This is a genomic window from Peribacillus sp. FSL E2-0159 (assembly GCF_038643155.1).
Lineage (GTDB): Bacteria > Bacillota > Bacilli > Bacillales > DSM-1321 > Peribacillus > Peribacillus simplex.
In genome coordinates, this window is the sequence record NZ_CP152053.1 from 2,504,762 (window position 1) to 2,529,838 (window position 25,077).

General features: G+C 39.7%; 19 protein-coding genes and 1 pseudogene. 15 read left to right on the forward strand and 5 right to left on the reverse strand.

Annotation, left to right across the window (positions count from 1 at the left end):
- Positions 1 to 30: 30 nt before the first annotated feature.
- From NYE63_RS12325 to NYE63_RS12360, 8 genes and pseudogenes are all read left to right on the forward strand, one after another.
- A complete protein-coding gene (locus tag NYE63_RS12325; protein ID WP_342605353.1) occupies positions 31 to 1,206 on the forward strand; it encodes a thiolase family protein in 1,176 nt (391 codons plus the stop codon).
- 75 nt (positions 1,207 to 1,281) lie between these two features.
- Complete coding sequence (locus tag NYE63_RS12330; protein ID WP_342605354.1) at positions 1,282 to 2,169, forward strand: 3-hydroxyacyl-CoA dehydrogenase family protein; 888 nt, start codon at positions 1,282 to 1,284, stop codon at positions 2,167 to 2,169.
- On the forward strand, positions 2,166 to 2,948 hold the full coding sequence (locus NYE63_RS12335) for an enoyl-CoA hydratase (protein ID WP_342605355.1): 783 nt from the start codon (positions 2,166 to 2,168) through the stop codon (positions 2,946 to 2,948). Before NYE63_RS12330 ends, NYE63_RS12335 begins: the two co-directional genes overlap by 4 nt.
- 45 nt (positions 2,949 to 2,993) lie before the next feature.
- A pseudogene (locus NYE63_RS12340) lies at positions 2,994 to 4,345 on the forward strand (acetyl-CoA carboxylase biotin carboxylase subunit).
- 51 nt (positions 4,346 to 4,396) lie between these two features.
- Positions 4,397 to 5,377: an NADPH:quinone oxidoreductase family protein gene (locus NYE63_RS12345; protein ID WP_342605356.1), complete on the forward strand. Its 981-nt coding sequence runs from the start codon at positions 4,397 to 4,399 to the stop codon at positions 5,375 to 5,377.
- Between the two features lie 48 nt (positions 5,378 to 5,425).
- On the forward strand, positions 5,426 to 6,658 hold the full coding sequence (locus NYE63_RS12350) for an acyl-CoA dehydrogenase (RefSeq protein ID WP_342605357.1): 1,233 nt from the start codon (positions 5,426 to 5,428) through the stop codon (positions 6,656 to 6,658).
- Between the two features lie 117 nt (positions 6,659 to 6,775).
- Positions 6,776 to 7,849 carry a phosphotransferase family protein gene (locus NYE63_RS12355; protein ID WP_342605358.1) on the forward strand — a complete coding sequence of 358 codons (1,074 nt, stop codon included), beginning with the start codon at positions 6,776 to 6,778 and terminating at the stop codon, positions 7,847 to 7,849.
- A gap of 252 nt (positions 7,850 to 8,101) precedes the next feature.
- The gene (locus tag NYE63_RS12360; RefSeq protein ID WP_342605744.1) at positions 8,102 to 8,845 is read left to right on the forward strand and encodes an SDR family oxidoreductase; all 744 of its coding nucleotides are present in this window, start codon (positions 8,102 to 8,104) and stop codon (positions 8,843 to 8,845) included.
- Positions 8,846 to 8,964: 119 nt separating this feature from the next.
- On the opposite strand, the gene NYE63_RS12365 is transcribed toward NYE63_RS12360, so the two are convergent.
- Both NYE63_RS12365 and NYE63_RS12370 read right to left on the reverse strand, forming a co-directional pair.
- Positions 8,965 to 9,671, reverse strand: a protein-coding gene (locus NYE63_RS12365; protein ID WP_342605359.1) for an IS6 family transposase whose coding sequence is annotated in 2 segments (ribosomal slippage) — positions 8,965 to 9,521 and positions 9,521 to 9,671 — 708 coding nt in all. Because the reading frame shifts where the segments join, the coding sequence is not laid out codon by codon here.
- 611 nt (positions 9,672 to 10,282) lie between these two features.
- The gene (locus NYE63_RS12370) at positions 10,283 to 11,305 is read right to left on the reverse strand and encodes a hypothetical protein (protein ID WP_342605360.1); all 1,023 of its coding nucleotides are present in this window, start codon (positions 11,303 to 11,305) and stop codon (positions 10,283 to 10,285) included.
- 737 nt (positions 11,306 to 12,042) lie between these two features.
- Between NYE63_RS12370 and NYE63_RS12375 the strand changes: the two genes are divergently transcribed.
- The 5 genes from NYE63_RS12375 to NYE63_RS12395 all read left to right on the forward strand — a co-directional run bounded on the left by NYE63_RS12375 (position 12,043) and on the right by NYE63_RS12395 (position 17,123).
- Positions 12,043 to 13,323, forward strand: a complete 1,281-nt coding sequence (locus NYE63_RS12375; RefSeq protein ID WP_342605361.1) for an MFS transporter — start codon at positions 12,043 to 12,045, stop codon at positions 13,321 to 13,323.
- Between the two features lie 381 nt (positions 13,324 to 13,704).
- Positions 13,705 to 14,493, forward strand: coding sequence for an SDR family NAD(P)-dependent oxidoreductase (locus NYE63_RS12380; protein WP_342605362.1), 789 nt, complete (start codon positions 13,705 to 13,707; stop codon positions 14,491 to 14,493).
- A 278-nt stretch (positions 14,494 to 14,771) separates the two neighbouring features.
- Complete coding sequence (locus tag NYE63_RS12385; protein ID WP_342605363.1) at positions 14,772 to 15,566, forward strand: alpha/beta hydrolase; 795 nt, start codon at positions 14,772 to 14,774, stop codon at positions 15,564 to 15,566.
- A gap of 98 nt (positions 15,567 to 15,664) precedes the next feature.
- A complete protein-coding gene (locus NYE63_RS12390; RefSeq protein ID WP_307261757.1) occupies positions 15,665 to 15,913 on the forward strand; it encodes a ferredoxin in 249 nt (82 codons plus the stop codon).
- A 217-nt stretch (positions 15,914 to 16,130) separates the two neighbouring features.
- The gene (locus NYE63_RS12395; protein ID WP_342605364.1) at positions 16,131 to 17,123 is read left to right on the forward strand and encodes an NAD(P)/FAD-dependent oxidoreductase; all 993 of its coding nucleotides are present in this window, start codon (positions 16,131 to 16,133) and stop codon (positions 17,121 to 17,123) included.
- A gap of 401 nt (positions 17,124 to 17,524) precedes the next feature.
- Here NYE63_RS12395 and iadA read toward each other — a convergent pair whose 3' ends face one another.
- A complete protein-coding gene (iadA, locus tag NYE63_RS12400) occupies positions 17,525 to 18,700 on the reverse strand; it encodes a beta-aspartyl-peptidase (protein WP_342605365.1) in 1,176 nt (391 codons plus the stop codon).
- Between the two features lie 36 nt (positions 18,701 to 18,736).
- Positions 18,737 to 20,158 carry a C4-dicarboxylate ABC transporter permease gene (locus NYE63_RS12405; RefSeq protein WP_342605366.1) on the reverse strand — a complete coding sequence of 474 codons (1,422 nt, stop codon included), beginning with the start codon at positions 20,156 to 20,158 and terminating at the stop codon, positions 18,737 to 18,739.
- Positions 20,159 to 20,433: 275 nt separating this feature from the next.
- Between NYE63_RS12405 and NYE63_RS12410 the strand changes: the two genes are divergently transcribed.
- Entirely contained in the window at positions 20,434 to 22,476 is a 2,043-nt protein-coding gene (locus tag NYE63_RS12410; protein ID WP_342605367.1) for a sigma 54-interacting transcriptional regulator, read from the forward strand.
- Between the two features lie 211 nt (positions 22,477 to 22,687).
- Here the strand turns inward: NYE63_RS12410 and NYE63_RS12415 are convergent, their stop codons facing one another.
- Positions 22,688 to 23,599, reverse strand: a complete 912-nt coding sequence (locus NYE63_RS12415; RefSeq protein ID WP_342605368.1) for a LysR family transcriptional regulator — start codon at positions 23,597 to 23,599, stop codon at positions 22,688 to 22,690.
- 451 nt (positions 23,600 to 24,050) lie between these two features.
- Between NYE63_RS12415 and NYE63_RS12420 the strand changes: the two genes are divergently transcribed.
- Entirely contained in the window at positions 24,051 to 25,025 is a 975-nt protein-coding gene (locus NYE63_RS12420; protein ID WP_342605369.1) for a TAXI family TRAP transporter solute-binding subunit, read from the forward strand.
- Positions 25,026 to 25,077: the final 52 nt, after the last annotated feature.

Genomic DNA, 25,077 nt, shown 5'->3' on the forward strand with positions numbered 1-25,077 from the left:
AAATAGAAGAAGGTATAGGGAGGAAAAAAATTGTCTAATAGAGATGCAGTGATTGTTTCAGCGGTAAGGACTCCGATTGGAAGGCAGGGTGGTGCATTAGCCAGCCTGAATGCCCACGAATTTGGTGCAGTGGTTTTGAAGGAAGCGTTAAGAAGAGCAGGCGTAAACGCGGATCAAATTGACGATGTTATTTTTGGAAATGTGTTAAGCGGCGGAGGAAATATTGCTAGATTAACAGCTTTACAGACAGGGTTATCTCTTGAAATTCCTGGATTAACCATTGATCGTCAGTGTGGTTCAGGCATTAATGCAGTTAACATAGTTGCACAAGCGATCAAATCGGGTGCAGGAGACATCTACGTCGCTGGCGGAACAGAAAGTATGAGCCTCGCTCCCTATTTAATGGATCGAGCAACAAAAGCGTATAGTCCAGTACCGCCAAGATTTCGGTCATCACAACTTTCACCAAAGGAAATTGGGGATCCGCCAATGGGGATCACGGCTGAAAATCTTGTTAAAAAATATAACATTACTCGAGAAGAACAAGATGCGTATTCATTTAGAAGTCAACAAAGAATGGCAGCAGCCATGGAACAAGATTTCTATAAAGAACAAATTGTTCCAATTGATATTCCGGTTAGAAAAGGGGAGCCAATCACATTTTCAGTCGATGAGCATCCAAGACCAAATACCACTCTCGAAGGTTTAGCAAAACTTGCACCAGCTTTTCTAGAAGGTGGTACGGTTACCGCTGGAAGTAGTTCGGGACTTAATGATGCAGCAAGCGCTTTAGTTGTGATGTCCCGCGAAAAGGCATCTGAATTAGGATTAAAGCCTCTGGCAGTCATTCGTGATTATGCCGTAAGTGGTGTGGATCCAAACATTATGGGAATTGGTCCAGTACCAGCAGTGAGAAAGCTACTTAAGCGGACAGGTTTAACGATAAATGATATTGATTTGGTTGAACTGAACGAAGCGTTTGCTTCACAGGTTATTGCCTGCAATCGAGAGTTGGAAATCAACGAAGAAAAACTAAATGTAAATGGTGGTGCAATTGCACATGGCCACCCACTGGGTGCAACTGGAGCTATATTAATGACCAAAGCAATCTATGAATTACAACGAACCAATAAACGTACTGCAATTATTACGGCTTGCATTGGCGGCGGCCAAGGTATTGCTACCCTGATTGAACGAGAAGGATAAGAAAAGGTTGGCTTATTGATTTTTTGAACACCAGTAACATACTAACCATTTAGTATTTAACGAGGAGTGTAATAAATGGATCTACATGATGTAAAAGATATTGCGGTATTAGGTGCGGGATCCATGGGCCATCAAATTGCCATGTTATGTGCATTAGGCGGCTTCTCGACAACCATCTATGATATTCAGGAACCGGCTTTGGAAAAGGCGAAGGAAAACCTTGAATTTCAAATGGGTAAGTGGATCCAAAAAGGCAAGATTAGTAAGGAAGCTTTAGAGGAAGCATTCGCACGTTTATCTTATACTACTAATTTAGAAGAGGCTGTGAGAAATACAGACTTTGTTATTGAGGCTGTCGTTGAAAAGCTGGATGTAAAGCGGAATCTGTTTGCTGCTGTTGATCGATTGGCTCCAGCACACGCTATATTGGCTTCTAATAGCTCTACCATTGCAAGTTCAAAAATTGCGGATGTCACTTCTAGACCAGAAAAAGTTTGTAATATGCATTTCTTCTTCCCTGCTTTAGTCATGGATTGTGTGGAAGTGGTGATGAGTGATACAACTTCTCAGGAAACCGCTGATGTCACATTGGCAGTGTGTGAAAAGATTAAGCGGACAGGTGTATTGCTGCGTAAGGAAACATGGGGATTTGTAGCAAATCGTCTGCTTTTCGCTCTTAACAAAGAGGCGCTTAAGCTATATGAGGAAGGAATTTGTGATTATAAAGACATTGATATCATTGTCAAAAAGTCACTAAATCACCCGTTAGGGCCATTTGAACTAATGGATTTATCTGGAATCGATGTTGGTTATTATGCACTTGAAGAAAAATACAAAGAAACAGGAAATATTGAAGATAAACCTCCAGTAAGTTTAGAAGAAAAAGTGAATGCTGGGACACTTGGAAGAAAAACTGGTAAGGGCTGGTATGAATATAAGGGAGCAGGGGTGAAGGTAAAGTGAATAATCAATTAGTGAAATTAGAAAAGAGTGACAATATTGCTATCGTAACGATTGACAATCCGCCATTAAATGTTTTAAGCAACCAGGTAACAAATGAGTTAAAAACAACCTTTGATGATCTTGCCAATGATTCTGAGGTTGTAGTAGTAATCTTGACCGGTGCTGGAAGCCGTGCGTTCATGGCGGGTGCTGATATTAAAGAATTTCCACAATCAATCGGCCAAACAGGCATGAAGGAACGGGTATTGGAGCAGCACGCTGTCTTTAACCAAATCGATTTTCTTCCAAAGCCAACAATTGCTGTATTAAATGGGCTGACCTTCGGTGGAGGATGTGAACTTGCCATTACCTGTGATATCCGGATCGCTGAAGAACATGCTCAGCTAGGATTGCCTGAAATAAAATTAGGAATCTTTCCAGGCGGCGGAGGTACCCAGCGGCTTCCTAGAATCATAGGGGAAGCAAAAGCAAAGGAGCTTATGTTTGTTGGTAACCCTATTACTGCTCACGAAGCTGAAAAAATCGGCTTAGTAAACAAAGTGGTTGAATCAGGACAAGGAATGAACGAGGCAATGATTTTGGCCAAGCAAATTTGCGGATATTCCCTTCAAGCATTATCCCGCATAAAGAAAGCGGTTGATGAGGGAACAAATATGGAGTTTTTTGCTGGAATCGAAAGGGAAGCTGAACTTTTTGAAGAAGTATTTTTGACAGAGGATGTTAAAGAAGGTGTTTCTGCATTTATTGAAAAAAGAAAGCCTGTTTTTGCCCATAAATAGTAATGAAACAGGCCGTATAAAAATTGCAGAGAAAGGAGAGGAAATATGTTTAAGAAAATTCTTATTGCCAATCGAGGAGAGATAGCCCTCCGAATTATACGTACTTGTAAAGCTATGAATATACAAACGGTAGCTATTTACTCCGAGGCAGATGCGGAAGCCCTTCATGTGCAAAGGGCGGATGAAGCCTATTCTATTGGAGGACCGCGAGTTAACGAAAGCTACCTAAATATGGATAAAATCATTAGAATTGCTCTTGAGACAAAAGCGGAAGCGATTCATCCAGGATACGGATTGCTTTCGGAAAATGCGGTTTTTGCAAGAAGATGTGAGGAAGCGGGAATTACCTTTATTGGACCAAATCCAAAGGTCATTGAGCAAATGGGCAGTAAGATTGAATCTCGTATAGCAATGGAAAAGGCTGGAGTACCGATTGTTCCAGGTATTCGTTATCCTCTGGAAAATGTTGAAGAAGCAGTCCTTGTTGCCAATGAAATGGGCTTTCCTGTGATGCTAAAAGCTTCTGCAGGTGGCGGGGGAATTGGAATGCAGCTCGTGAATAATGCTGAAGAACTTCGAAAGTCATATGCTGGGAACCAGACTCGTGCGAGAAACTTTTTCGGTGACGGTGCTATGTATCTCGAAAAGTATATCCAAAACCCTCGTTATATCGAGATTCAAATTTTAGCCGATAAATTCGGAAATACGGTGTACTTATGGGAAAGAGAATGTTCCATTCAACGCCGTCATCAAAAGGTTTTAGAGGAAGCGCCATCTCCGTTTTTAGATGAAGCAACACGCAAGAAAATGGGAGAGGCTGCTGTTAGGGCAGCTAAATCATTAGGTTATAGTAATGCTGGTACCATTGAGTTTTTAGTAGACTTTGAAAAGAACTTTTATTTTCTCGAGATGAACACCAGATTACAGGTGGAGCACCCTATTACCGAGGAGATCACTGGAATTGATTTAGTAGAAAAACAATTAAGAATCGCATCCGGTGAACCATTAGGAATCACCCAATCAGAAATTAAGATAAATGGCCATGCAATCGAAGTTCGTATTTATGCGGAAGACCCAAAAACATTCTTCCCATCACCTGGAAAGATAACAAAATTAAGTATCCAGATGGTCCGCATATCCGACATGAATTGGGGGTGGAAGAGAATTCGGTCGTCACTCCCTACTATGATCCTATGATTGCTAAATTAATCGTAACTGCGGATACTCGTGAGGAAGCGATTGAACGACTTCATTCAGCATTAGACTCCTATCATGTCGAGGGGATCAAAACAAATGTTTTATTCCTAAAGGAGCTGACGTTACATCCAGCATTCCAGTCTGGGGAAACAACAACCAATTTCCTGGAAAGAAATCAATTTAGTTTGAGCGCTAAATAACATAGCAATTTGAGAGATAACAGTTATCTATATGAGGAGGAAGTTTTTAAGATGAAAAGTTGGATTGTTAATAAATTAGGTGACCCTAGTGATGTATTAGAGTTGAAAGAATTACCGGTACCTTCCGTTGAAGATGGGAAACTATTAATTCAAGTGGAAGCTTCCTCCCTTAATTTTTTTGACATCTTACTCTGTCAAGGTAAATATCAAGAAAAGCCGCCGACTCCATTTACTCCAGGTGCAGAGATTGCAGGGATTATCCGCGCAGTGGGCGAAGGAAGCCGGTTCAAGGTAGGGCAGCGTGTAGTAGCAACTCCTTCATTACCAAAAGGCGGATTATCAGAATGGGTCAGTGTTCCAGAAGAGTCCGTCTATGTCATCTCAGATTCATTGTCCCCAAGTGAAGCTGCATCGATGTTTATTACCTACCAAACTTCTTTTTATGCTTTATATAACCGTGCCAACATTCAAAAAGGAGAGGTCCTATTGGTTCATGCAGGAGCTGGCGGCGTAGGATCGGCTGCCATTCAGCTTGGCAAGGCAAGAGGAGCGAAAATTATTGCAACCGCTGGTGGACCTGAAAAGGTTCAATTATGTAAAGATCTTGGAGCCGATATTGCCATCGATTATCTGACTGAAGATTTTGTTGCTATCGTGAAAAAGGAAACAGATGGACGTGGGGTAGATGTCATTTATGATCCTGTTGGCGGCGATGTGTTTGATCGTTCGAGAAAATGTATCGCCTTTGATGGTCGCCTTTTGGTCATTGGGTTTGCCGGGGGCCGGATTCCAGATGCTCCAGCGAATCATGCCTTGATTAAAAACTATTCTATTGTCGGCGTTCATTGGGGTTTGTTCCGCAGATTACATCCAGAAAAGGCAGTTGAAATCCACGAAGATTTAATGAGTCTCTATGAACAAGGGTTGATTAAGCCTTTAATTTACCGTGAATATGATTTTAAGGATGTTCCTTCGGCATTAGATGTACTGGCTGATCGTCAAACCTATGGAAAATTAGTAGTTTTACCATAAGTAGAAGGTAGTAATGAAAAAAAATAATAGAAATAGGAGCTGAGTAATATGAATTTTTCTTACAGCGAAAAGGTAGTTAAGTTACAGGAAAGAGTAATCAATTTTATGGAAGAGCATGTTTATCCAAATGAAAAGTATTATAAGGAACAATTAAATCAACAGAAAACACGCTGGTCTGATGTTCCTCCAATTATGGAAGAACTCAAAAAAAAGGCGAAAGCAGAAGGATTATGGAACTTGTTTTTGCCGGAAAGTGAACATGGTTCCGGTTTAACCAACCTGGAATACGCTCCACTATGTGAAATCATGGGCAGATCCGTTATCGGACCGGAAGTTTTTAATTGTAGTGCACCAGATACAGGCAACATGGAAGTTCTCGTTCGTTATGGTACTGAAGCGCAAAGAAAACAGTGGCTTGAACCTCTTCTAGCTGGAGAAATCCGTTCTTGTTTTTCGATGACAGAGCCGGATGTGGCTTCTAGTGATGCGACCAATATTGAAACAATAATTGAAAGAGATGGCGATGAATATGTAGTAAATGGAAGGAAATGGTGGTCTTCTGGTGCTGGAGACCCACGTTGCAAGATTGCCATTGTTATGGGGAAAAATGACCCAACCGCTGTTAGACATGAACAACAGTCTATGATTCTTGTTCCATTGAATACACCGGGTGTTAAGATTGAACGAATATTACCAGTATTTGGGTACGATGATGCACCGCATGGACACGCGGAAATTGTCTATGAAAATGTTCGTGTGCCTGCTGAAAATATGCTTTGGGAAGAAGGCAAAGGATTTGCTATTGCCCAAGGCCGACTTGGGCCAGGTCGTATTCATCACTGTATGAGATTAATTGGTCTAGCTGAGCGTGCGCTTGAAGACCTTACCAAGCGTGTACAAAGCCGATCCGCTTTTGGTAAAAAAATTGCTGAACAAGGCGTTGTTCAAGAGTGGATTGCCGATTCTCGAATTGAAATAGAACAAGCACGTTTATTGACATTGAAAGCAGCTTATATGATGGACACGGTTGGAAATAAAGAAGCAAAGACTGAAATCGCCATGATTAAAGTAGTTGCTCCAAATATGGCTCTGCGCGTACTTGATCGCGCCATCCAAGCCTTTGGTGCAGCAGGTGTTAGTGAGGATTTCACTCTTGCTTATCATTGGGCCAATGCTCGTACGTTAAGAATTGCGGACGGTCCTGATGAAGTTCATCGTCGTCAAATTGCTAGATTAGAGCTGCAAAAATATCAAACAGCCGATTTTGCCACAGTCCGTTAATCAGTCCTATACCGTAAACTAACAACCAGTTTTGATTCTATTGCGGATGTTGAAGTAGTGGGAGATAGGCTCTCACTATATGAATTTTTTGCTGCTTTGTGAAAGGAGTTAAGAAAAATGAATGTATCCTTTCGTGATACGATTGCGGTTCGAAAAGGCGAGGAACTCAATGAGGAGATTCTTCAGAAATTTATTCGTGAAAATATAGTGGAAGCGCCAATAGGAGATTTAGAGATTGAGCAATTTGGTGCAGGTCATTCCAATCTCACCTATTTATTAAGGATTGGGGAATGGGAGGCAGTGTTGCGCAGGCCACCGCATGGGCCTGTTGCAAAGAAAGCCCATGATATGGAAAGAGAATATACTATTTTATCTAATTTACACCCATTATTTCCGACCGCACCTAAACCGTATATCTTTTCGAATAATCATTCAATCGTTGGCAGCCCTTTTTTTATCATGGAAAGAAGGAAAGGGATATTATTAGATAAAGAGTTTCCTCTACATCTTCATTATGATAAGGAATTAGGAAGAAAAATTTCTGAACATATGGTAGATAAATTGGTAGAACTACATCAGGTTGATTACACTAAAACTGAATTACTAAACATTTCTCAGCCGAATGGTTTTATGGAGCGTCAAGTTGCAGGCTGGATTAAACGGTATGAACACGCTAAAACGGACAAGATATCCGGTGTTGAGGAGTTAACTACATGGTTGTTAAAAAATATCCCAGTCTCACCAAAACCGACCGTCATTCATTATGATTACAAATTAAACAATACGATGTTTTCAGAGGTTTTTGATAGAATTACAGGGTTATTTGATTGGGAAATGACCACAATCGGTGACCCGCTTGCAGATGTTGGCGTTGCCTTAAGTTATTGGGTGGAAGATGGAGACTCTGAAGAATTAAAAAATGCCTTAGGTAGATCTATAACCGTAAAAGAGGGTTTCTTCACTCGCGAGGAATTTTTAGAGGATTATGCGAATAAAAGTGGTCGCGATATCTCAAGTATCCATTTTTATCTTACATTCTCGTATTTTAAAATGGCTGTTATTGCCCAACAAATTTATATCCGTTACTTCAATGGGCAGACAAGTGATGAGAGATTTTCAAATATGAATCAAGCCGTCGCAAATTTAATGCAGTATGCATTCTACTACTCCAGGGGTGTATTACCATGGTAAGGATTCACCTTCTTTTTAATTTAGGCTGTGTTAAACAAGTCTGTTGATTTCCGCTCCAGGTACACAGCGCCGAGCGGGCGGCCCAGGAGCCTCCTCAAGTACTAAGTCTGTGGGGGTCTCCCAAGAACTGATTTTCCCGCAGGAGTCTCGTGCCTTACGCTCCAATCAACAGAGTGTGCAAAATCAACAATTAGCTTTAACACAGACTTAATTTAAATTAAAAGGAGTAAAAAAATAGAAATGGGTGATTTGATGCGTTTAGAAAATAAAGTAGCAATTATTACTGGCGGTGGCGGTGGAATAGGAAGAGCTGCCGCTATTCGATTTGCAAAAGAAGGTGCCCGGGTCCTGGTTGCAGATTTAGGAGAAGAAGAGGGGATTAAAACCGTTCAGTTAATAAAGAAAAGTGGCGGAGAAGCAGAGTTTGTTCGTGTAAATATGACTAAACCAGAAGATGTAGAACACATGGTCCAAAAAGCAGTTGATACATTTGGCAAACTTGACATCCTATTAAACAATGCAGGTGTAAAAAGTGATGAGAAAAAAATACCGGATGTTACGCTAGAAGAGTGGCAGGAAGTATTTGATATCAACACAACTGGTGTATTTCTGGGAATGAAATTTGCAATTCCAAAGATGGAGTCGGGAGGTTCCATCGTAAATACTGCTAGTATCGCAGGAATCAAAGGCCAAAAGCTGGTTGCCGCTTATTCAGCTTCAAAAAGTAGTGTCATTGCTCTTACAAAAACAGCAGCAACGGAATTTGGAAAAAAGAATATTCGTGTGAATGCGATTGCTCCAGGTATTATTGATACAAATATGGTGGAAGATTGGAAACAAACAAAAAAATGGCCAATTTTATCTACTGCCAATGTATTAAATCGAATCGGAAAGCCTGAGGAAATCGCAAATACCCTTTTATTCCTAGCTTCCGATGAGTCTTCCTTCATTACAGGTGAAACGATCGTAATTGATGGCGGTACATTAAATCTCTAGATACCAATATATTTATCCTGAATAGTTCCTTTGTAAAATGCTCTTATCAAAAAATATGGTTCTGGTGCTATAATGATGCAATAGAATTATAGAATTGTAATATCCTGTTAACTTTGGGATTAAGCAGCTACTCCGAACAACTTATGAATGAATTCAACCTCATTTTGGTCAGACTTTGCCCGTTGATGAGGTTGATCTTTTTTAACCATATGCATAGCTTCGATACCACTCAAAATATACGTGGCTGTTCGAAACGATTTCAATCCCAACATAGAACGAACCCGTTTTTTTATAAAACGATGATCTTGTTCCACAATGTTGTTCAGATACTGTATTTGTCGTACTCGTATGCCTTCTGGCATACTTTTTTCTTCTTTTAACTCTTGAATCGCTACAGGATAAAATGGGTTCTTATCAACCGTAATCACACGTGGAGTTGTAGAATGGCAAGCAGCCAAGGCTTTCTTAAAAAAGCGCTTGGCAGCTTGTTTATCTCTTAATTCACTTAGATAAAAATCAATCGTATTCCCATCTGAATCGACTGCACGATACAAATACATCCATTGTCCTTTTACTTTTATGTATGTTTCATCTACTCTCCACGAGTCATTGGTCTGCTTGAGATGACGACGAATCCTCTTATCTAAATCAGGTCCATAATGATGTACCCAACGCATATCGTTGTATGAGCCATTGATAGGCCACGTTCCCCCATCATTTCTTCAAAATTACGAAAACTAAGGTTGTACCGTAGGTACCATCTGACAGTGAGAAGAGTAATTTCTGGTTGATAATGTTTCCATTTAAATAAATTTTCCTTGGACATACTGATGATCACACACCTTTTTTAGAGTAATAGTATTAGTATGTCCAAGATTTAGAGATTAATTGCAATTGTCTTGAAGTTTTTGCACCAGAACCGGGTTCTTAAGTGGGTCCAGTTGGTAGTTAACAGGGGGGTTACTTCAATAAGGGAGGTTGCTGCGACTAAAGGGACAGGTAAGGTTATGCGTAACGTGTGTAAATGAGGTTTTATTTATTATTCTTAATAATAAATGAACTACATCATTATTCAAGAAGCTTTGCTACATCAGTAACAGTTTTTTATAGTTGGTTTCCGACTTTATTTTTCATTTTTTGTAATTATTCTTATAAAATAAGCTTTTAGAGCTTGAAAAGTTGCCGAGATTTTTGTTAGTACACACACATTAATGAAAATAGAAAAATCATGTCATTCTCGGAAAAAATTTTCCTGAAATAAGATAACGTACATAAGATAGTCAATTCCTACATATAGGAAGTAAAGCCACTGCTTATGGTGGTTTTTTGCCGTTCTTGATCTTCGAGTAAATACAGAGCCAAATCGAAAAGGGGAACCATTCGGGGTTCACCTTTTCTGATATCGTAAGACTTGTACTCAAGATTGTTGGTTCGCCATTAAATACGCACAAAGTCAGATTGATTTATATTTCTCGGCACCCCGATGTCAGCCATTGTAAGTAAACCTGGTTTACGAAGGGCATCAATTTGCTTAGCGGTATTGATAATCATTGCAGCGGTTGCGGTATCTCCAAAGATGCCGTTTGGAACAATCAACCTTTGGGTTTCGTTCCCCTCAATAACGATTTCATCTTCCTGTTTAATTCCTGCGGACATCGTTAAATCCAAGGTAATTTCCTTTCCGTCCTCAGTCTTGCCCGTGGAAATTTGATGAAGCCCCATAACATCCCCTGGTTTTAAGGTAGTTAGCGGAACGGTCATATTTTCGCTTGCAATCGTTGGTTCAATGGTATTGTTTACACTTGATAGTTTCCAATTCAGCCCATAAGCGATTAACCTGACAGACTCCTCAAGACCTACATGCCCAATTTTATTCCGTTCAGCTAGATATTCAAACTCTTCTCGGGTCATCCCGATTCCGACCTTTTTTTGTAAGGGGAGGCGCCTTTTCGAAACATCAACTTTACGATTGACCTTAATGTGGTTAACCATGGTCAATATTGTTGTAAAAGAAATGGCCATAGTATCCATGATGTACCCAGGGTTGATTCCGGTCCCAATGACACTAAGTCCTTTTGCTTTAGCATAATCATCTATTCCTTTTGCAAGTAGAGGGTAGCGATGCCAGGGGAAAGAGAGCTGTTCACAGGTGGAAACCACTGAAAAGCCGTGATCTAAAAGCTCTTTGATTTGGGGCCATACTTGTTGTGCGTTAGAACGGGTTGCATGTAGGGCGATAGGGTGGTCAGCTTCAGTATTTACTTCTTGTATATGGGAGACTACATACTTGTTCGTTTCTTTTTCATTGATTAGTAAGCCAATATCTTTTCCTACCTTATCGGGATCAATATCGACAACACCGATAATCGATTGTGGATTGGTTTGGTAAGCACTGCGTAGAATTTCAATTCCGATGGGACCCAATCCGAATACTGTGAACTGAGAATATTGTATAGTCATTCATCTCTCATCCTTTCAAATATCGTATAACAAAAGGCTAACATTGAGTGATAAATAATAAAAATAGTTAATTTTTATATATTTATAAAGAATAGTTATAAAAGAAAGCCAATGAGTGAGCGGATATAGTGAAGAATCATTCTTCTATTTTGGGTTACCTATCGAAGGGATTGTGGAATTCCGGTTCAAGCCGCAACATAAGTTGGATGTTGGACAGCGATACATGTTAATCTTCTATGGAGAAACCGCCATACTGTCCCCGGTTAAAACCTTTTACTTGAAGGGACTCTAGACCTAGCAAATCTCAGTCCATAGCATCTCCGTTTTTTTTGCATGTTGGACATTTTCTCGCTTCGGTTAATGAAGTTTCAAAAATAATTATTGAGTTGCATTACCTAAGGCTCGAGAATTTGCAGAAACGTTATCCGGTTTTATGTGATACAGAGAAAGTTAATGAAGAGAAGGTATTGTTTCGTTTTTTTATCGAAACAATACCTTATTTAGTTTTGTATATAAAACCACTTTTTCTGTTGGAAAAATATTAACCTGAATATTATTGACTATTATGAAAATTCAATATAACATTAAATATCGGTAACATTGTTTGTTATATAAAACAATGTTTGCTGTCATCTTTTGAAAGGAGGAGTTGGTGAAGTATGATAGTTTGATAGACATTTCTTTATCGAAAATCATGAAAGCGCATTCAAATGAGCCTATTATAAGGGGGAAATAACATGTTACAAGGTCAAAAAAGATGGTTGTACATTGCGATTCCTATTTTTTTCTTCTGGTTTTTCGGTCAGATTGATAAAGTAGGTATCTCTGTTATCCAAACCGATCCGGGTTTTTTAAGTGATCTTGGTTTAACTGGACCGGATAAAAATGCGAAAATTGGCTTGATCTCCTTTATATTCATGATTTCATACTCTTGTTCCAACATTTTTTGGGGAGTTATTATCGACAAGTTAGGGGCACGGAAAACAGCAGTTTTAGGTTTACTGGTATGGACAGCGACAATGGTCATGGGAGGGCTGTCCACTTCATACGAAATGTTTTTAATTAGTAGAGTCATCCTCGGAATAGGGGAAGGTATGATGATCCCGATATCGGGTAAATTCATTTCGAATTGGTTTAATAAACGAGAGCTTGGCAGGGCACAGTCATTCTGGATTACTGGAAACTACCTTGGCCCGGCAGTGGGTACCGTTATGCTCATTCTAATCATTTCAACATTTCATTGGCAGGCCGCATTCTTTGCTCTCGCCGCCTTTAACTTGTTTATAAATATTCCAATGTTCCTGTTTTTGACTCGTAATACACCGGAAGAACATCCACGCATGAGTAAAGAAGAAGTCTCCTATATTCGCCAAAAAGACGAAGCGGATGATGTGCAGTCGAAGCAATTCTTCGCAAAGGATTATCGTTATTGGGTTGTCTGGTTTGGCAATTTGATGTCGTCCTTTCTTTTCTTTGGAATCAGTATTTGGCTTCCTACATATCTCGTTGAGGCCAAAGGCTTTGAAAGGGAAGCAATGACTGGTATTACTTCATTATCTTGGCTATTCGCGCTTGGATTTGTCCTGGCTGGCGGATTTCTGGCGGACAAAACGAAGCGCCCGAGTTTGCTTGCGACGATTCTTTTCATACTAACAGCTGTATTTTTGACAATCGCTGTCATTGCACCAAATCCAATTTTTGCAGGCGTTTCCATGGGGCTCGCCATGGGAACTCAGGGAGGAATGTTTCATCTAACCAATTTCTTCATCATCAAATTTTCAACACCTGAAACAGCGGGCCGTGCAGCCGGTTTAATGGGGTTCACAAATATTATGGGTGGATTTTCAAGCTATATTATGGGGTGGAGCCGAGATTTGTCTGGCGGTGATTTTGGTCCCTCCATTGCCATGTTGATTGTAGCAGCCACTCTTGGGTTTGTGGCGTACTTGTTTATGATTAAACAAGAAGTTGCCGAATATCACCTAAGTAATACGACAGGAAACAAAGTAACTTTATAGAGCGCTAAAAAGTTAATAAAATACGTTTTTAGAAGGGTTTCAGGGTTTCTCAGTAAGAAGGGGTACTAGAACCTTACTGAGAAACCACAATAAAATCTTGAATACTTATTGACGAGTACACAGGAGTAAGGATAACCACAGATTGATATAGAACAAGTAACGTATTCCCGAACAATGGTTTCAGTTTTTTTCACAGCTTACATTGACAATAAAGCGATTACATTTTAGAATTGTTTATATAAAAAACATTGTTTTTCATACAAAACAAATGGTGATTTTGAAAAAATATATGCTAGTATACAAGACCGTATACTTGATTGGAACCTAGATCTTTGTATAACCGTTCATCACGTTTGAAAGATAACAGAAGGGGTGGAGACAATGGGCATGGCCTTAAAAGATAAAGTCGTATTGATTACAGGGGGAGCTTCTGGAATAGGAGAAGCTGTCACACGCCGTTTTATACAAGAAGGGGCAAAAGTGAGCATTATTGGCCGCTCCAAAGACACGTTAGCGAAAATGAAAGAAGAATTTGGTGAAAATATCCTTACATATCAGGGAGATGTAAGCAAATACGAAGACAATGAGCAAGCGGTCCAAGCTACTGTTGAGCAATTCGGAAAGTTAGATGTTTTCGTTGCGAATGCCGGCGTCTTCGATGGATTTGCCAAATTTGCCGATGTGACTCCTGAGGCGCTTTCCGAAGCGTATGATTTTCTTCTCAATATTAACGTAAAAGGCTCTTTTTTCGGAGCGAAAGCCGCTCTTGAAGAACTGAAAAAAACAAATGGCAATATTATTTTTACCGTGTCAGGTGCAAGTTTTTATCCAGATGGCGGCGGTGTTTGGTACACAGCGAGCAAACACGCCCAAATTGGATTGATGCGCCAGCTTGCGTTCGAACTATCTCCTTCTATCCGGGTAAATGCGGTGGCACCAGGGGGCACATTGACAGCACTCACGGTGATTCCACCGCTGCGTCCATTTGTGAAAATCGTCGATAATGATACGAAAGCAAGCAGCATTAAAAAACGGAATATTCTTCAACTCGCCCAGATGCCGGAAGATCACGTTGCGGCGTATGTACTGTTAGCTTCTGACGAATCACGCGCGATCACAGGTGAAGTCATTTCCAGCGACGGCGGATTGTCAGTTCGAGGACTTGGCTAGGCTGACAAAGTTTTTAATACTGTTTTTAGCTAAATTGTAAGACAGGATCGGAAGTGGATTTTCCTGCTTATCTTCAGGAAAGGAAGCACTTTCTTTATCAGATCAAAACGAAAGCTATTTCCAAGCGAAATATAAATGTAGTAAATCATTCGCTATTTTAAGAAAGATATTTCAAGAATAGGTGTTTTAAGAGTTAGAGATTTTCCTTGAAAAGTTCAGTAGTCTTAAACTCTACTGTTCAAAGAAATGCCAAAAATAAATAAGGGGGGACTGATATTATGCCATACGTAAAAGTGGAAGATTTAAGTATTCATTATGAAATAGAAGGTAATGGAGAACCATTAGTATTATTACATGGTATGAGTAATAATTCACAGTCATGGAAGGAGCAAATCCAGGAATTAAAGGAGCATTATACAGTAATTGCATGGGATGCTCCGGGTTATGGGAAAAGTTCAGATCCAGCAGAAGAATTTAGAAATTTTAAAGATTTTGCACATATTCTGAACGGCATGCTAGATCAGCTAAAGTTGGAAAAAATCTATCTGCTCGGCCATTCAATGGGAGCGGCAATTGCGATAGAGTACTGTAGCCTGTACCCTAATAAGATTAATAAACTTATATTAGCCGACTCGACAAGAGGGGCTGCTGCTCTTACCCCAGAAGAGAACGAGATGAAATTGAAAAATCGATTATTTTCAATTGAAAACCTTTCTACTGAGGAGATAGCGGATAAGAGGATAAAAGCATTGCTATCTCCCCATGCTTCAGAAAGAGTCTATAAGCGAGTAAAAGAGATCATGACACAGATAAGACCGGCAGGATATCGTTCGGTAGCCAATTCACTTTATCATCTGAATCAAATGAGATTGTTATCTCATATAGATGTTCCTGTTCTTGTAATTTGTGGTGAGTTGGATACAGTAACTCCCATAAAGGAATCGGAAGCAATTCATGAGGAACTAATAAACTCCAGGCTAGTGATAATTCCAGAAGGCGGTCATTTGTGTTACCAGGAAAATCCTGAAAAGTTTAATTCGAGCATTTTGGAATTTTTGAACGATATTGAGTAAAAAAACAAATTGGAATTGCTTAAGGCTTCTAAACCATATTTAGAAATGCCTTTGTAAAAAACAGAAGCTTAGATTATTGAAGGGGATGGATAGTAAAAATGCCTAACTATACAATCGTGGATAAAGAAACTTGTATTGCTTGCGGAGCATGTGGTGCTTCAGCTCCGGATATTTATGATTACGATGAAGAAGGTATTGCGTTTGTTATATTGGATAATAATGTTGGGGCAGCGATCATACCTGATGAACTAGAGGAAGATATGCTAGATGCTTCAGAAGGATGTCCAACCGATTCTATTAAAGTAGCTCAAGCGTCATTTGATGGCAATCCTAATAAATTTGAATAATATTTCTAGATACAAGATAAAGGACTTTTTGTTATTGATAATAGATGTATAGATTTATTAATTAGGAAATTGAAAAGTCTAGTGTTTTAGAAATGGTGGATTTTCAACAGTCTTTATCCATCATTTGTTGGAACGATTACTCGAATAATCATTAAGTCTATCCCTTTATCTATGTTCGATATGAACAACCAACCTAGAAGAACAAGGAGTGATTACATTGACAGAAGAAAAGAAGGTCTATGACATAACAATTATTGGCGGCGGCCCAGTTGGCTTGTTTACGGCGTTTTATGGGGGAATGAGGCAGGCAAAGGTGAAAATCCTTGAAAGTCTTCCTCAATTGGGAGGACAGCTTTCGGCTCTTTATCCCGAAAAATTCATTTATGATATAGCTGGATTTCCAAAAGTAAGGGCACAGGAATTGATAGAGAATTTAAAAGAACAAATGAAAATATTTGAACCAACAATTTGTCTTGAAGAAGCAGTTGAACAGCTGGAAAAGCAAGCAGACGGAACATTTAAGATCACCACAAACCTCGATACTCATATCTCTAAATCAGTGATCATTACTGCTGGAAATGGAGCTTTTCAGCCTCGTAAACTGGAATTGGAAGATTCAACACAGTTCGAAAATAAGAATTTGCATTATTTCGTGAATGATATGAACCGCTTTAAAGGAAGAAAAGTGGCGATTCTAGGTGGTGGGGATTCTGCTGTTGATTGGGCCCTTATGTTAGAGCCGATTGCTGAAAAAGTAACATTGATACACCGTAGAGATAAATTCCGTGCGCATGAACATAGTGTAGAAAAATTATTGAATTCCTCTGTTGACGTCAAAACACCTTATATTCCCTCTGAACTGGTTGGAGCAGATCAGATTACTCAAATTGTTTTAGAACATACTAAGTCTCAACAGAAAGAAGTGGTTGACGTAGATGATTTAATTATTAACTATGGCTTTGTCTCTTCTCTTGGTGCGATTAAAGAATGGGGTCTAAACATCAATAAAAATGCAATTATCGTTAATTCCAAACAAGAAACAAATATTTCAGGCATTTACGCAGCCGGGGATATTTGTACATATGATGGAAAGGTTAAATTAATTGCTTCTGGATTTGGTGAAGGTCCTACGGCAGTTAATAATGCTAAAGCCTATATTGATCCTATGGCAAAAGTTCAGCCGATGCATAGTACTTCCTTATTTAGCTGACCTATATATCTAGCAACAAGGTCTTCTGAAGAAATGAATTAAAAAACATATAGGAGAGACCCCTAATTTAAATTGTGAGAGATAGGGGGTCTCGATTATCCTGATTTTAATGGAAATGAAAAGTAAAGTAGATTATAATCCCTTAAAAATAACGTTTTTCGAGGCTTAACAGGTTTTGTTCCCAAGTAAAGCAATAGGTTGATAGTTCAACATAGGGGAAAGGTTAATATGATTGCAATAAAATAAAAGTCGAAATCCTTTACAGCTAGGAATTCGACTTTTTAGTTTGTTTTAAGTAACGCCTCTATAGCAATTCTTCACAATATTAATTCCAGGTGATTCCTAATACGGAAGCTTAAACAGCCCTAGACGTAAAAAATTTTCGATAACGGCTATTCTGTTTAAAATTCAAATGTTCCTTTTACCAACGGAATGCCCTTTTCTACCATAACTTGTCCTCTTGCCACTACAGTGGCGATTGCCAAAGTTTCCTTTTGCAATAATACGATATCAGCATCCTTCCCGGTTTGGATACTGCCCTTGTTTGAAAGTTTCAGCACTTGTGCGGGATTCGTGGTGATGACCTTCAGTGCCGTTTCAAGGGGGATTCCTTCTTCTAAAACAGAATCACGCACTTCCTGATATAGTGAAGATACTTTTCCTACTTGAAGGCCTGCATACTCACCATGGGTGTTGAAAAATGGAAGGCTTGCCTGCCCGTCTGAAGAGAAGGTGATGTGTCCGACTGGAATCCCTTCTTCAAGCATCATGCGCAAGGCCATGCTGCACTTCACTTCGCCATCATCAAGAAACTGAGGTATGGTGCTTGTAGTAAAGTCTACGTACCCGCCCCGCTTAGCGTAATCAATTCCCGCCTTGAATAATTTTTCATTTCGGTTAATATGTGTCGGATGGAGCTGCCGAATCGGGATGTTGGTTTTATCAGCAATTGCATGTAACAACGAAAGCTCGCCATCTCCGTCTCCTACATGAACTTCTAATATACCTGCTTTTCCTGACAGAATACCGCCGTTGCGTGCCGCTGCGGCGATTTTTGTCAATTCCTCAAAAGTGGGTTCTGATGATCTATGGTCGGAGATGGCAATTTCCCCGACACCGATAATTTTGTCGATAAAAATAAGGTCATCTTCGATTTTTCCTGTCAATGTTTTTACTGGCACTTGGTAGGAACCTGTATGTATGAAACAGGAAATACCCTCTTCTTCAAGCGCCCGGGCCTTGGCAAGCAGGCTTTCCATTCTACGCGTAGTCCCGTCCGTTCCAAGCAAGCCGACAAGGGTTGTAATACCTGAAGTCGTAATGTCCGTAAGCATCAGCTCGGGGGTTCGGGTTTTGAATCCGCCCTCGCCGCCTCCGCCAATAATATGAACATGTGAATCTATGAAACCTGGAACAACCAAAAGATTGGTCGCATCAATGATTTGAATAGGGGCAAAGTTTTCAGGAACCTCGATTCTGTCATCTATGAATGCGATTTTATCGCCTGTAATTAAAACGTCTTTTCTTCCTAAGTAATTGGGTGAGTATATCTCGCCATTTTTTATTAAAGTAAGCAATGCGTTTCTCCTCCTGTTATTAATTCGTGTTTTATATCAGAATGGACCATAACCGATGAAGTGAGCCGAGATGACAGCTATCAATCCGATGAGATATTGAATGAGTACCAGCGGCAGAATCCACTTCGCCCATTTCGTCCATGGTATGCCCGCGATTGCCAAGCCTGCCATCAAGGTGGTTGCGGTCGGGAAAATCATATTTCCAATTCCGTCCGCAAAAGAGAAAGACAACACTGCAGTTTGGCGTGTAATATCCAATAAGTCTGCGAGCGGAACCATAATTGGCATGGTCAACATCGCATGACCGGTGCCGGAAGCTAGAATAAAATGAATGAGAGTTTGGAAGCTGTACATGCCGGCAACACTTAAATACGCCGGAATATGCTGAATAGCTTCAGATATTTGATGCAGCATAGGGTCGACGATATGTCCCTCATTCAATACGACAAGAATGGCACGTGATACGCCGATTATCAAAGCGCCGCCGAGCAAGGCTGCAGATCCATTGGTAAAGGAGCTGACGATATGATCTGCAGACAATTTTCCGATGATTCCAATTACAATAGTCAATATAATGAATAAGGCAGCGATTTCTGTCATGTACCATTGGAACTTGATGACTCCAAACGCCAAGACGATATAGTTAATTAAGAAACTGCCTAAGATGAACTTATGTCTCGCTGTTAACTTCACACTTGATTGCAACAGTTTTTTCGATTCTTCTTTAGTATATTTTCCATAGATTCCGATGGAAGGATTTTTCTTTACCTTCATTGCGTAACGATGGATATAAAAAACGGAAACAAGGTAGACGATAATAAATAAAATAAGACGCAACCCTATTCCTGAGAACATCGGCAATTCAGCAATCCCTTGCGCAAGTCCTACTGTGAATGGATTCATGATTGCAGTCGTGAACCCTGACAATGCCCCAACAATGACGATGGCGGTTCCCGTAATTGTATCGAATCCTAGAGCCAACGCCAGCGGAATGATAAGAGGAAGATAAGCTAGTGTTTCCTCCGCCATTCCCATTAAGGAGCCGCCTACAGCAAAAAACAGCATCACGACAGGAATCAATAGCTTTTCACGTGTCGCCAACTTCCGAGCCATTGTGGCGATAAGCACATCAACAGTCCCTGTTGCTCGTAAAACACCGAAAAATCCTCCGATTATCAATAAGAAAAAGATAATATTTCCGGCTTCTACCATTCCGGTGTGAATCGCTTTTATCATATCGAAAAATTCGACCGGTGCAGATTCTATCCATTTAAAAGAACTGGCGTCAACAGTTGTACGTCCATCTGCTTCAATCCTTGCATATTCCCCGGCCGGCAAAATGTAAGTGAATATAGTTGCTATTGCGAGAATGCAGAGTAGCAATACAAAAACATTGATTTTTCTCTCTTTTTTCCCCTTTGTTTCAAGCGAAACAGCCTTCTCTTCTATTTGGCTCATAAGTGTCTCTCCTTTGTTTTTAAAATAAGTGCATGGAAGTAATACGCTTACAAAATATTGCCGGCCTATCGACTATCATCTGTTTATTTCGTATTCTGCTGTTTCCCTCCTTTTCAAGTACATAGGCACTTCAATGCTTTTATATATGCAAATTCCGTGCCAACATCAGGTAATTGATTTTTATGGAAACATTATGGTTGGATTGAAGTTTAGGGTCTTTATTGGTTCTTTTTGGTGATATAATAGTACCAATTAAAAGACAGGTAGGTGTTTTTATGTCAAAATCATCACTTACACTTATAGCGGGAAGCTCAAAAACAAAGGAAGCCTTGCAGGAGCAACTGGAACAACTGCTGGGAGACTATGTTCATATCAAAAGCCATGCTGCCGATGAAGGAATACCTCGATCTCTGGGAGATGGGATTTTCTTGTATTCATCAGATGCCGCTTATGATAAGAAAAAGGGAATGTGTAGCGTAAATGCCGAGAAAATAATTGTGGGAAAGAGAACTGTTAATCATGAATACATTGACAAGCTATTAAGAATACCAGTGGGTTCGGCAGTTCTTTTGGTGAATGATGATGATGATGCAACTATAAACCTTATTGAATCCTTATATCAGCTTGGTATCGATCATGTTCAATTTATCCCTTTCAGGAAGGGGATTTTATTTTATGAGAATGTCCAAATAGCCGTTTCACCAGGAGAAACACATTTGTGCCCCCCTTACATAAAAGAAGTAATCGATATAGGCGTGCGTCTTTTTGATATAACAACAATTCTGGAAATTGTAGAATGCTGCGGTTTACAAAAAGATATATCGTCGAAGATTTCAGAGAGGTATATTAGCAATATCATTGAATTACAACGTAAGCTGTTATATGCAGAGCGTGATGCCAAGCAGATGAGCGATCATATCCAAAATGTGTTGGGGACTGTCGATGACGGAATATTAGTCGTTAACGAGGAAGGGCTGATAACGGTATGCAATAATCAGCTTGCGGCTTTGTTCCATATTGATGCACAAGATGTGGTCAATAAGTATCTAGAGCATGTAATGAATCGCCGGGATATTATCGATTTCATCATGGAAAGTAATGATGAAAGCAAGTTCTTCAATATAGATGGCGTGGATGTCGTAATTTTTCGGTTACAAATGATGAAAGAAAATACAATCGTTGCAACCTTCAAAAGCGTACATCAAGCCTTTGAAATAGAAAAGACCGCTCAAAGAGAAATGCGAAATAAAGGATTTTATACAAAATACTGCTTTGATGATATTATCGCCGAGGATGAAGTAATGAAAGAGCGTAAGCAGATTGCCAAGAAGCTTGCCCTGTCGGAGCATCCGATTTTAATTCAGGGAGAGACAGGAACAGGAAAAGAACTATTTGCTCATGCTATTCATGAGCATTCATTGCGAAAGAACGGACCGTTCCTGGCTGTCAACTGTAGCGCTTTAACAGAAACGTTACTTGAAAGTGAATTGTTTGGCTACGAAGAAGGGGCATTTACAGGGGCACAAAGGGGAGGCAAGAAAGGACTGTTTGAAATGGCGGATAACGGGACTATCTTTTTGGATGAAATTGGTGACATAAGTCTCACGGTTCAATCCCATCTGCTTCGAGTTCTTCAGGAGGGGGAAATCCGTAGAATTGGGGGCAAAAGAATCGTTCCCATTAATGTTAGGGTGATTACCGCGACGAATAAAAATCTTCATGATAAGATACGGGACGGTTCATTCAGAACAGACTTGTTTTACCGGCTGAATGTACTCAATCTTTACATACCGTCACTCAAAGAGAGAAAAGCGGATATTCCACTTTTGATAAAGCATCTCATCACAAAAAGCGGGAAGTGGGTAAAAGTAGAGCACGACGTTTTGGAGTATTTCATGCAATATGAATGGCCCGGCAACATACGGGAACTTAAAAGCACAATCGATTATATGCTGACGGTTTGTGAGGGGAATGTCGTGACGAAAAGTGACCTTCCGTTCATGCAAGGGCATGCGGAAGACAGTGTGACGGCAGATTATCCCGTCTGTAAAAGTATGCTGGAAATTCAGGAGCGCGCTTTCATCTTGGAAGTAATCAAGCAATACAACGATAAAGGAAAAGCGGCAAGCAGAGAACTAATTTCTAGTCAAAGTCAAGAATCGGACTTTGTCTTGTCCCCTCAGCAGATCCGACGCCGCTTGGATATTTTAGAAATCGAAGGATTTGTCGTCAAAGGAAGAGGAAGGGCCGGCACTAAGATCACCGCTGAGGGAATAGAGTATTTATATTTTCTTAAGTCAAAGCATGCTATGCACTGATATAATTAGTCACTACCAATATGGGTGGTTCGCACATTTGAACGTTTTTATTCGTTAAGCGAAACCTAAACTCAATACCGGGGTCCCGCCCCAGCGCCAACAAGCCAGTATTTAAGGATAGTACTTAGCGAAGTTTAGGAGGTAAAATAATATAGCCCAATTTCTCAGTGTCATAAACGAGAAATTGGGCTTTTTTAACATCCCAAGAATCTCATATATCGCTAAAAGCATGATCATTTTTTAACGTTTTCAAAATATGCTTAGTCAGCATTGATGCATCCGTGTTTTTCCAAACTGCAGATATGGAACTTGATAATTCCGAGTTATCGATGTTCAAGGCTTTGACTTTGCTTTTTCCCAACAAACTCACCATATCTTCCGGCATGAGTGCTACGCCTAGGTTATTGGATATTAGATTGGCTATCGTCAGTAATTCAGAGCCTTTACATAATTCTTTAGGTGAAAATCCAGCAGTTAGACAAGCCTTTTCCAAAAGGAATTGAAGGGAGTGTGCTTGTACGGCATCATAATGGATAAAAGGTTCGTCTTTTGCTTCGTATAAATGTATAGCATCCTTTTGGGCTAGCGGATGATCAATTGAAACGACCAATTGTAAAGGGAACCTCATGAATTCAATCATGCTTAATCCTTCATTGGCGATGATGTTACTATGAATGGGCGTTCGGATGAAACCGATGTGATAATTTTGTTGGTTTACGAGTTTTACAGCCCTTGAGGATGTTGTTTCATGAACGTAAAATTCTGTTTCCGGGTATTCTCCTACAATCTTTTTCAATAGCTTCGGGATAAATATGCTAGCTGCAGAGGGGACAGTAGCAATCTTCAGTTTAGGCTTGGGGATGGTTTTATTTTCAACTATGTAATTCACTGTTTTCTCAATATCTTCAAAGGAAGGAGCTAGTTTTTTATAGATGTACTCCCCTTCTTCTGTCAATGTAATTTTTCTTGTCGTACGATTCAATAATTTAAAGCCTAGTTGTTTTTCGAGGGATAAAATCTGTTGGCTAAGTCCGGGCTGGGATATATGCAGGGTTTTGGAAGCCTCACTGAAACTAAGATGGTTAGAAACCTCTATGAAATAGCGGAGGGATAGGAAATTCAAACAATCACCCACTTCGATCGGAATTGGAAATAAAAGGAAAAAGTATTGACAATAGAAAGGGTGGACTTCTAATTTTCCCTCTCAAGCAAAAGCTGGAAGCAACGATTAAAAGCTAGAAATATGCTAGGAAGGTCATTTTATAATATAGACTTATAAGTTTATAACAATAATATATTTCTAAAATGGAAGAGTCAATATTATCCTTAAAGAAAGGAAGAATAGGTAATAAAAGGTAAAATATTACTATTTAATAGCGGATTTTCCTTGTTTTTAATAGGTGTTTTTACACAATTATGCTTGTTATTTCGATTTATATAAAAGTTTTTAAGAAAATACTAGTTCTTTTGGTTTATGTGTCTAATTTTGTAAAAAAAGGTAAAGTGAGGTGGTCGGTAGAATAATAAAACTATCATCTTTTGCGGATGAAGAAAATAAATGAGGGGGGAGTTTTATGAAAAAATTTCATAAGTGCTTTTTATTGGTTATGATTTTGACGGTAACCGGTATTATCGCGGCTTGCGGAGACAGTAAAGCAGGTGTCTCGGGCAGCGGAAACCAAAACCTGAGTCTGTTGACTGGTGGAACAGGAGGTACATACTATCCACTTGGAGGACAAATTGGAAAAATCATTTCCGATAATACAAAAGCGAATATAACACCTCAGACATCCGGTGCCTCCGCTGAAAACATGGAAACTTTAAGAGTTGGAGAAGCTGAAATCGCTTTTTCACAAACGGATATCGCGGCATATGCTCTTGAAGGAAAAGAAATGTTCGATGGGAAACCCATAGACAATATACAAGCGATCAGCTCGTTATATCCTGAAACGGTACAAATTGTAGCGACTGCAAAGAGTGGAATTAAATCAATCGAGGATTTGAAAGGTAAAAAGGTATCAGTAGGCGCACCAGGTTCTGGTGCTTACATCAATGCCATGCAAATCCTGGAGATACATGGGTTGTCTGAAAAAGATATTAAAGGACAAAATCTATCATTCGATGAGTCGGCTGAAGGAATCCAAGCAGGCAATATTGACGCAGCTTTCATTACGGCAGGCACGCCGACTGGTGCAGTTGAGGCGTTATCCGTCCAAAATGATATTATTATCCTGCCTATTGCAGAGGACAAGATTCAAGCATTAGTAAAAAAGTACCCATACTATGCTCCAGAAACAATTCCAAGTGGTACGTACAAAATCAAATCCGAGGTGAAAACAGTTGCTGTTAAAGCGATGTTAGTGGTTACAAAGGATCTTGATGAAGATTTAGTTTATGAAATGACTAAGGCTGTTTATGACAACACAGATAAAATCACACATGCAAAGGGCAAGTTCATTACAGCAAAAACTGCACTTGAAGGGCTAGGGGATATGGAAGTTCATCCTGGAGCAGCAAAATACTTTAAAGAAAAAGGTTTTTCCAAGTAATGTAATTGGGTCGGTAGCTCGCTTAATGTGACCTATCGGCTTCGTTTTTTTC

What these genes read in the sequence shown, in the direction of transcription:
- NYE63_RS12330 (WP_342605354.1), top strand. Translation starts at nt 1,282, where the DNA reads ATGGATCTACATGATGTAAAAGATATTGCGGTATTAGGTGCGGGATCC.
- NYE63_RS12405 (WP_342605366.1), bottom strand. Translation starts at nt 20,158, where the DNA reads ATGAGCCAAATAGAAGAGAAGGCTGTTTCGCTTGAAACAAAGGGGAAA.
- NYE63_RS12355 (WP_342605358.1), top strand. Translation starts at nt 6,776, where the DNA reads ATGAATGTATCCTTTCGTGATACGATTGCGGTTCGAAAAGGCGAGGAA.
- NYE63_RS12375 (WP_342605361.1), top strand. Translation starts at nt 12,043, where the DNA reads ATGTTACAAGGTCAAAAAAGATGGTTGTACATTGCGATTCCTATTTTT.
- NYE63_RS12420 (WP_342605369.1), top strand. Translation starts at nt 24,051, where the DNA reads ATGAAAAAATTTCATAAGTGCTTTTTATTGGTTATGATTTTGACGGTA.
- NYE63_RS12385 (WP_342605363.1), top strand. Translation starts at nt 14,772, where the DNA reads ATGCCATACGTAAAAGTGGAAGATTTAAGTATTCATTATGAAATAGAA.
- NYE63_RS12350 (WP_342605357.1), top strand. Translation starts at nt 5,426, where the DNA reads ATGAATTTTTCTTACAGCGAAAAGGTAGTTAAGTTACAGGAAAGAGTA.
- NYE63_RS12345 (WP_342605356.1), top strand. Translation starts at nt 4,397, where the DNA reads ATGAAAAGTTGGATTGTTAATAAATTAGGTGACCCTAGTGATGTATTA.
- NYE63_RS12360 (WP_342605744.1), top strand. Translation starts at nt 8,102, where the DNA reads ATGCGTTTAGAAAATAAAGTAGCAATTATTACTGGCGGTGGCGGTGGA.
- NYE63_RS12380 (WP_342605362.1), top strand. Translation starts at nt 13,705, where the DNA reads ATGGGCATGGCCTTAAAAGATAAAGTCGTATTGATTACAGGGGGAGCT.
- NYE63_RS12370 (WP_342605360.1), bottom strand. Translation starts at nt 11,305, where the DNA reads ATGACTATACAATATTCTCAGTTCACAGTATTCGGATTGGGTCCCATC.
- NYE63_RS12410 (WP_342605367.1), top strand. Translation starts at nt 20,434, where the DNA reads ATGTCAAAATCATCACTTACACTTATAGCGGGAAGCTCAAAAACAAAG.
- NYE63_RS12390 (WP_307261757.1), top strand. Translation starts at nt 15,665, where the DNA reads ATGCCTAACTATACAATCGTGGATAAAGAAACTTGTATTGCTTGCGGA.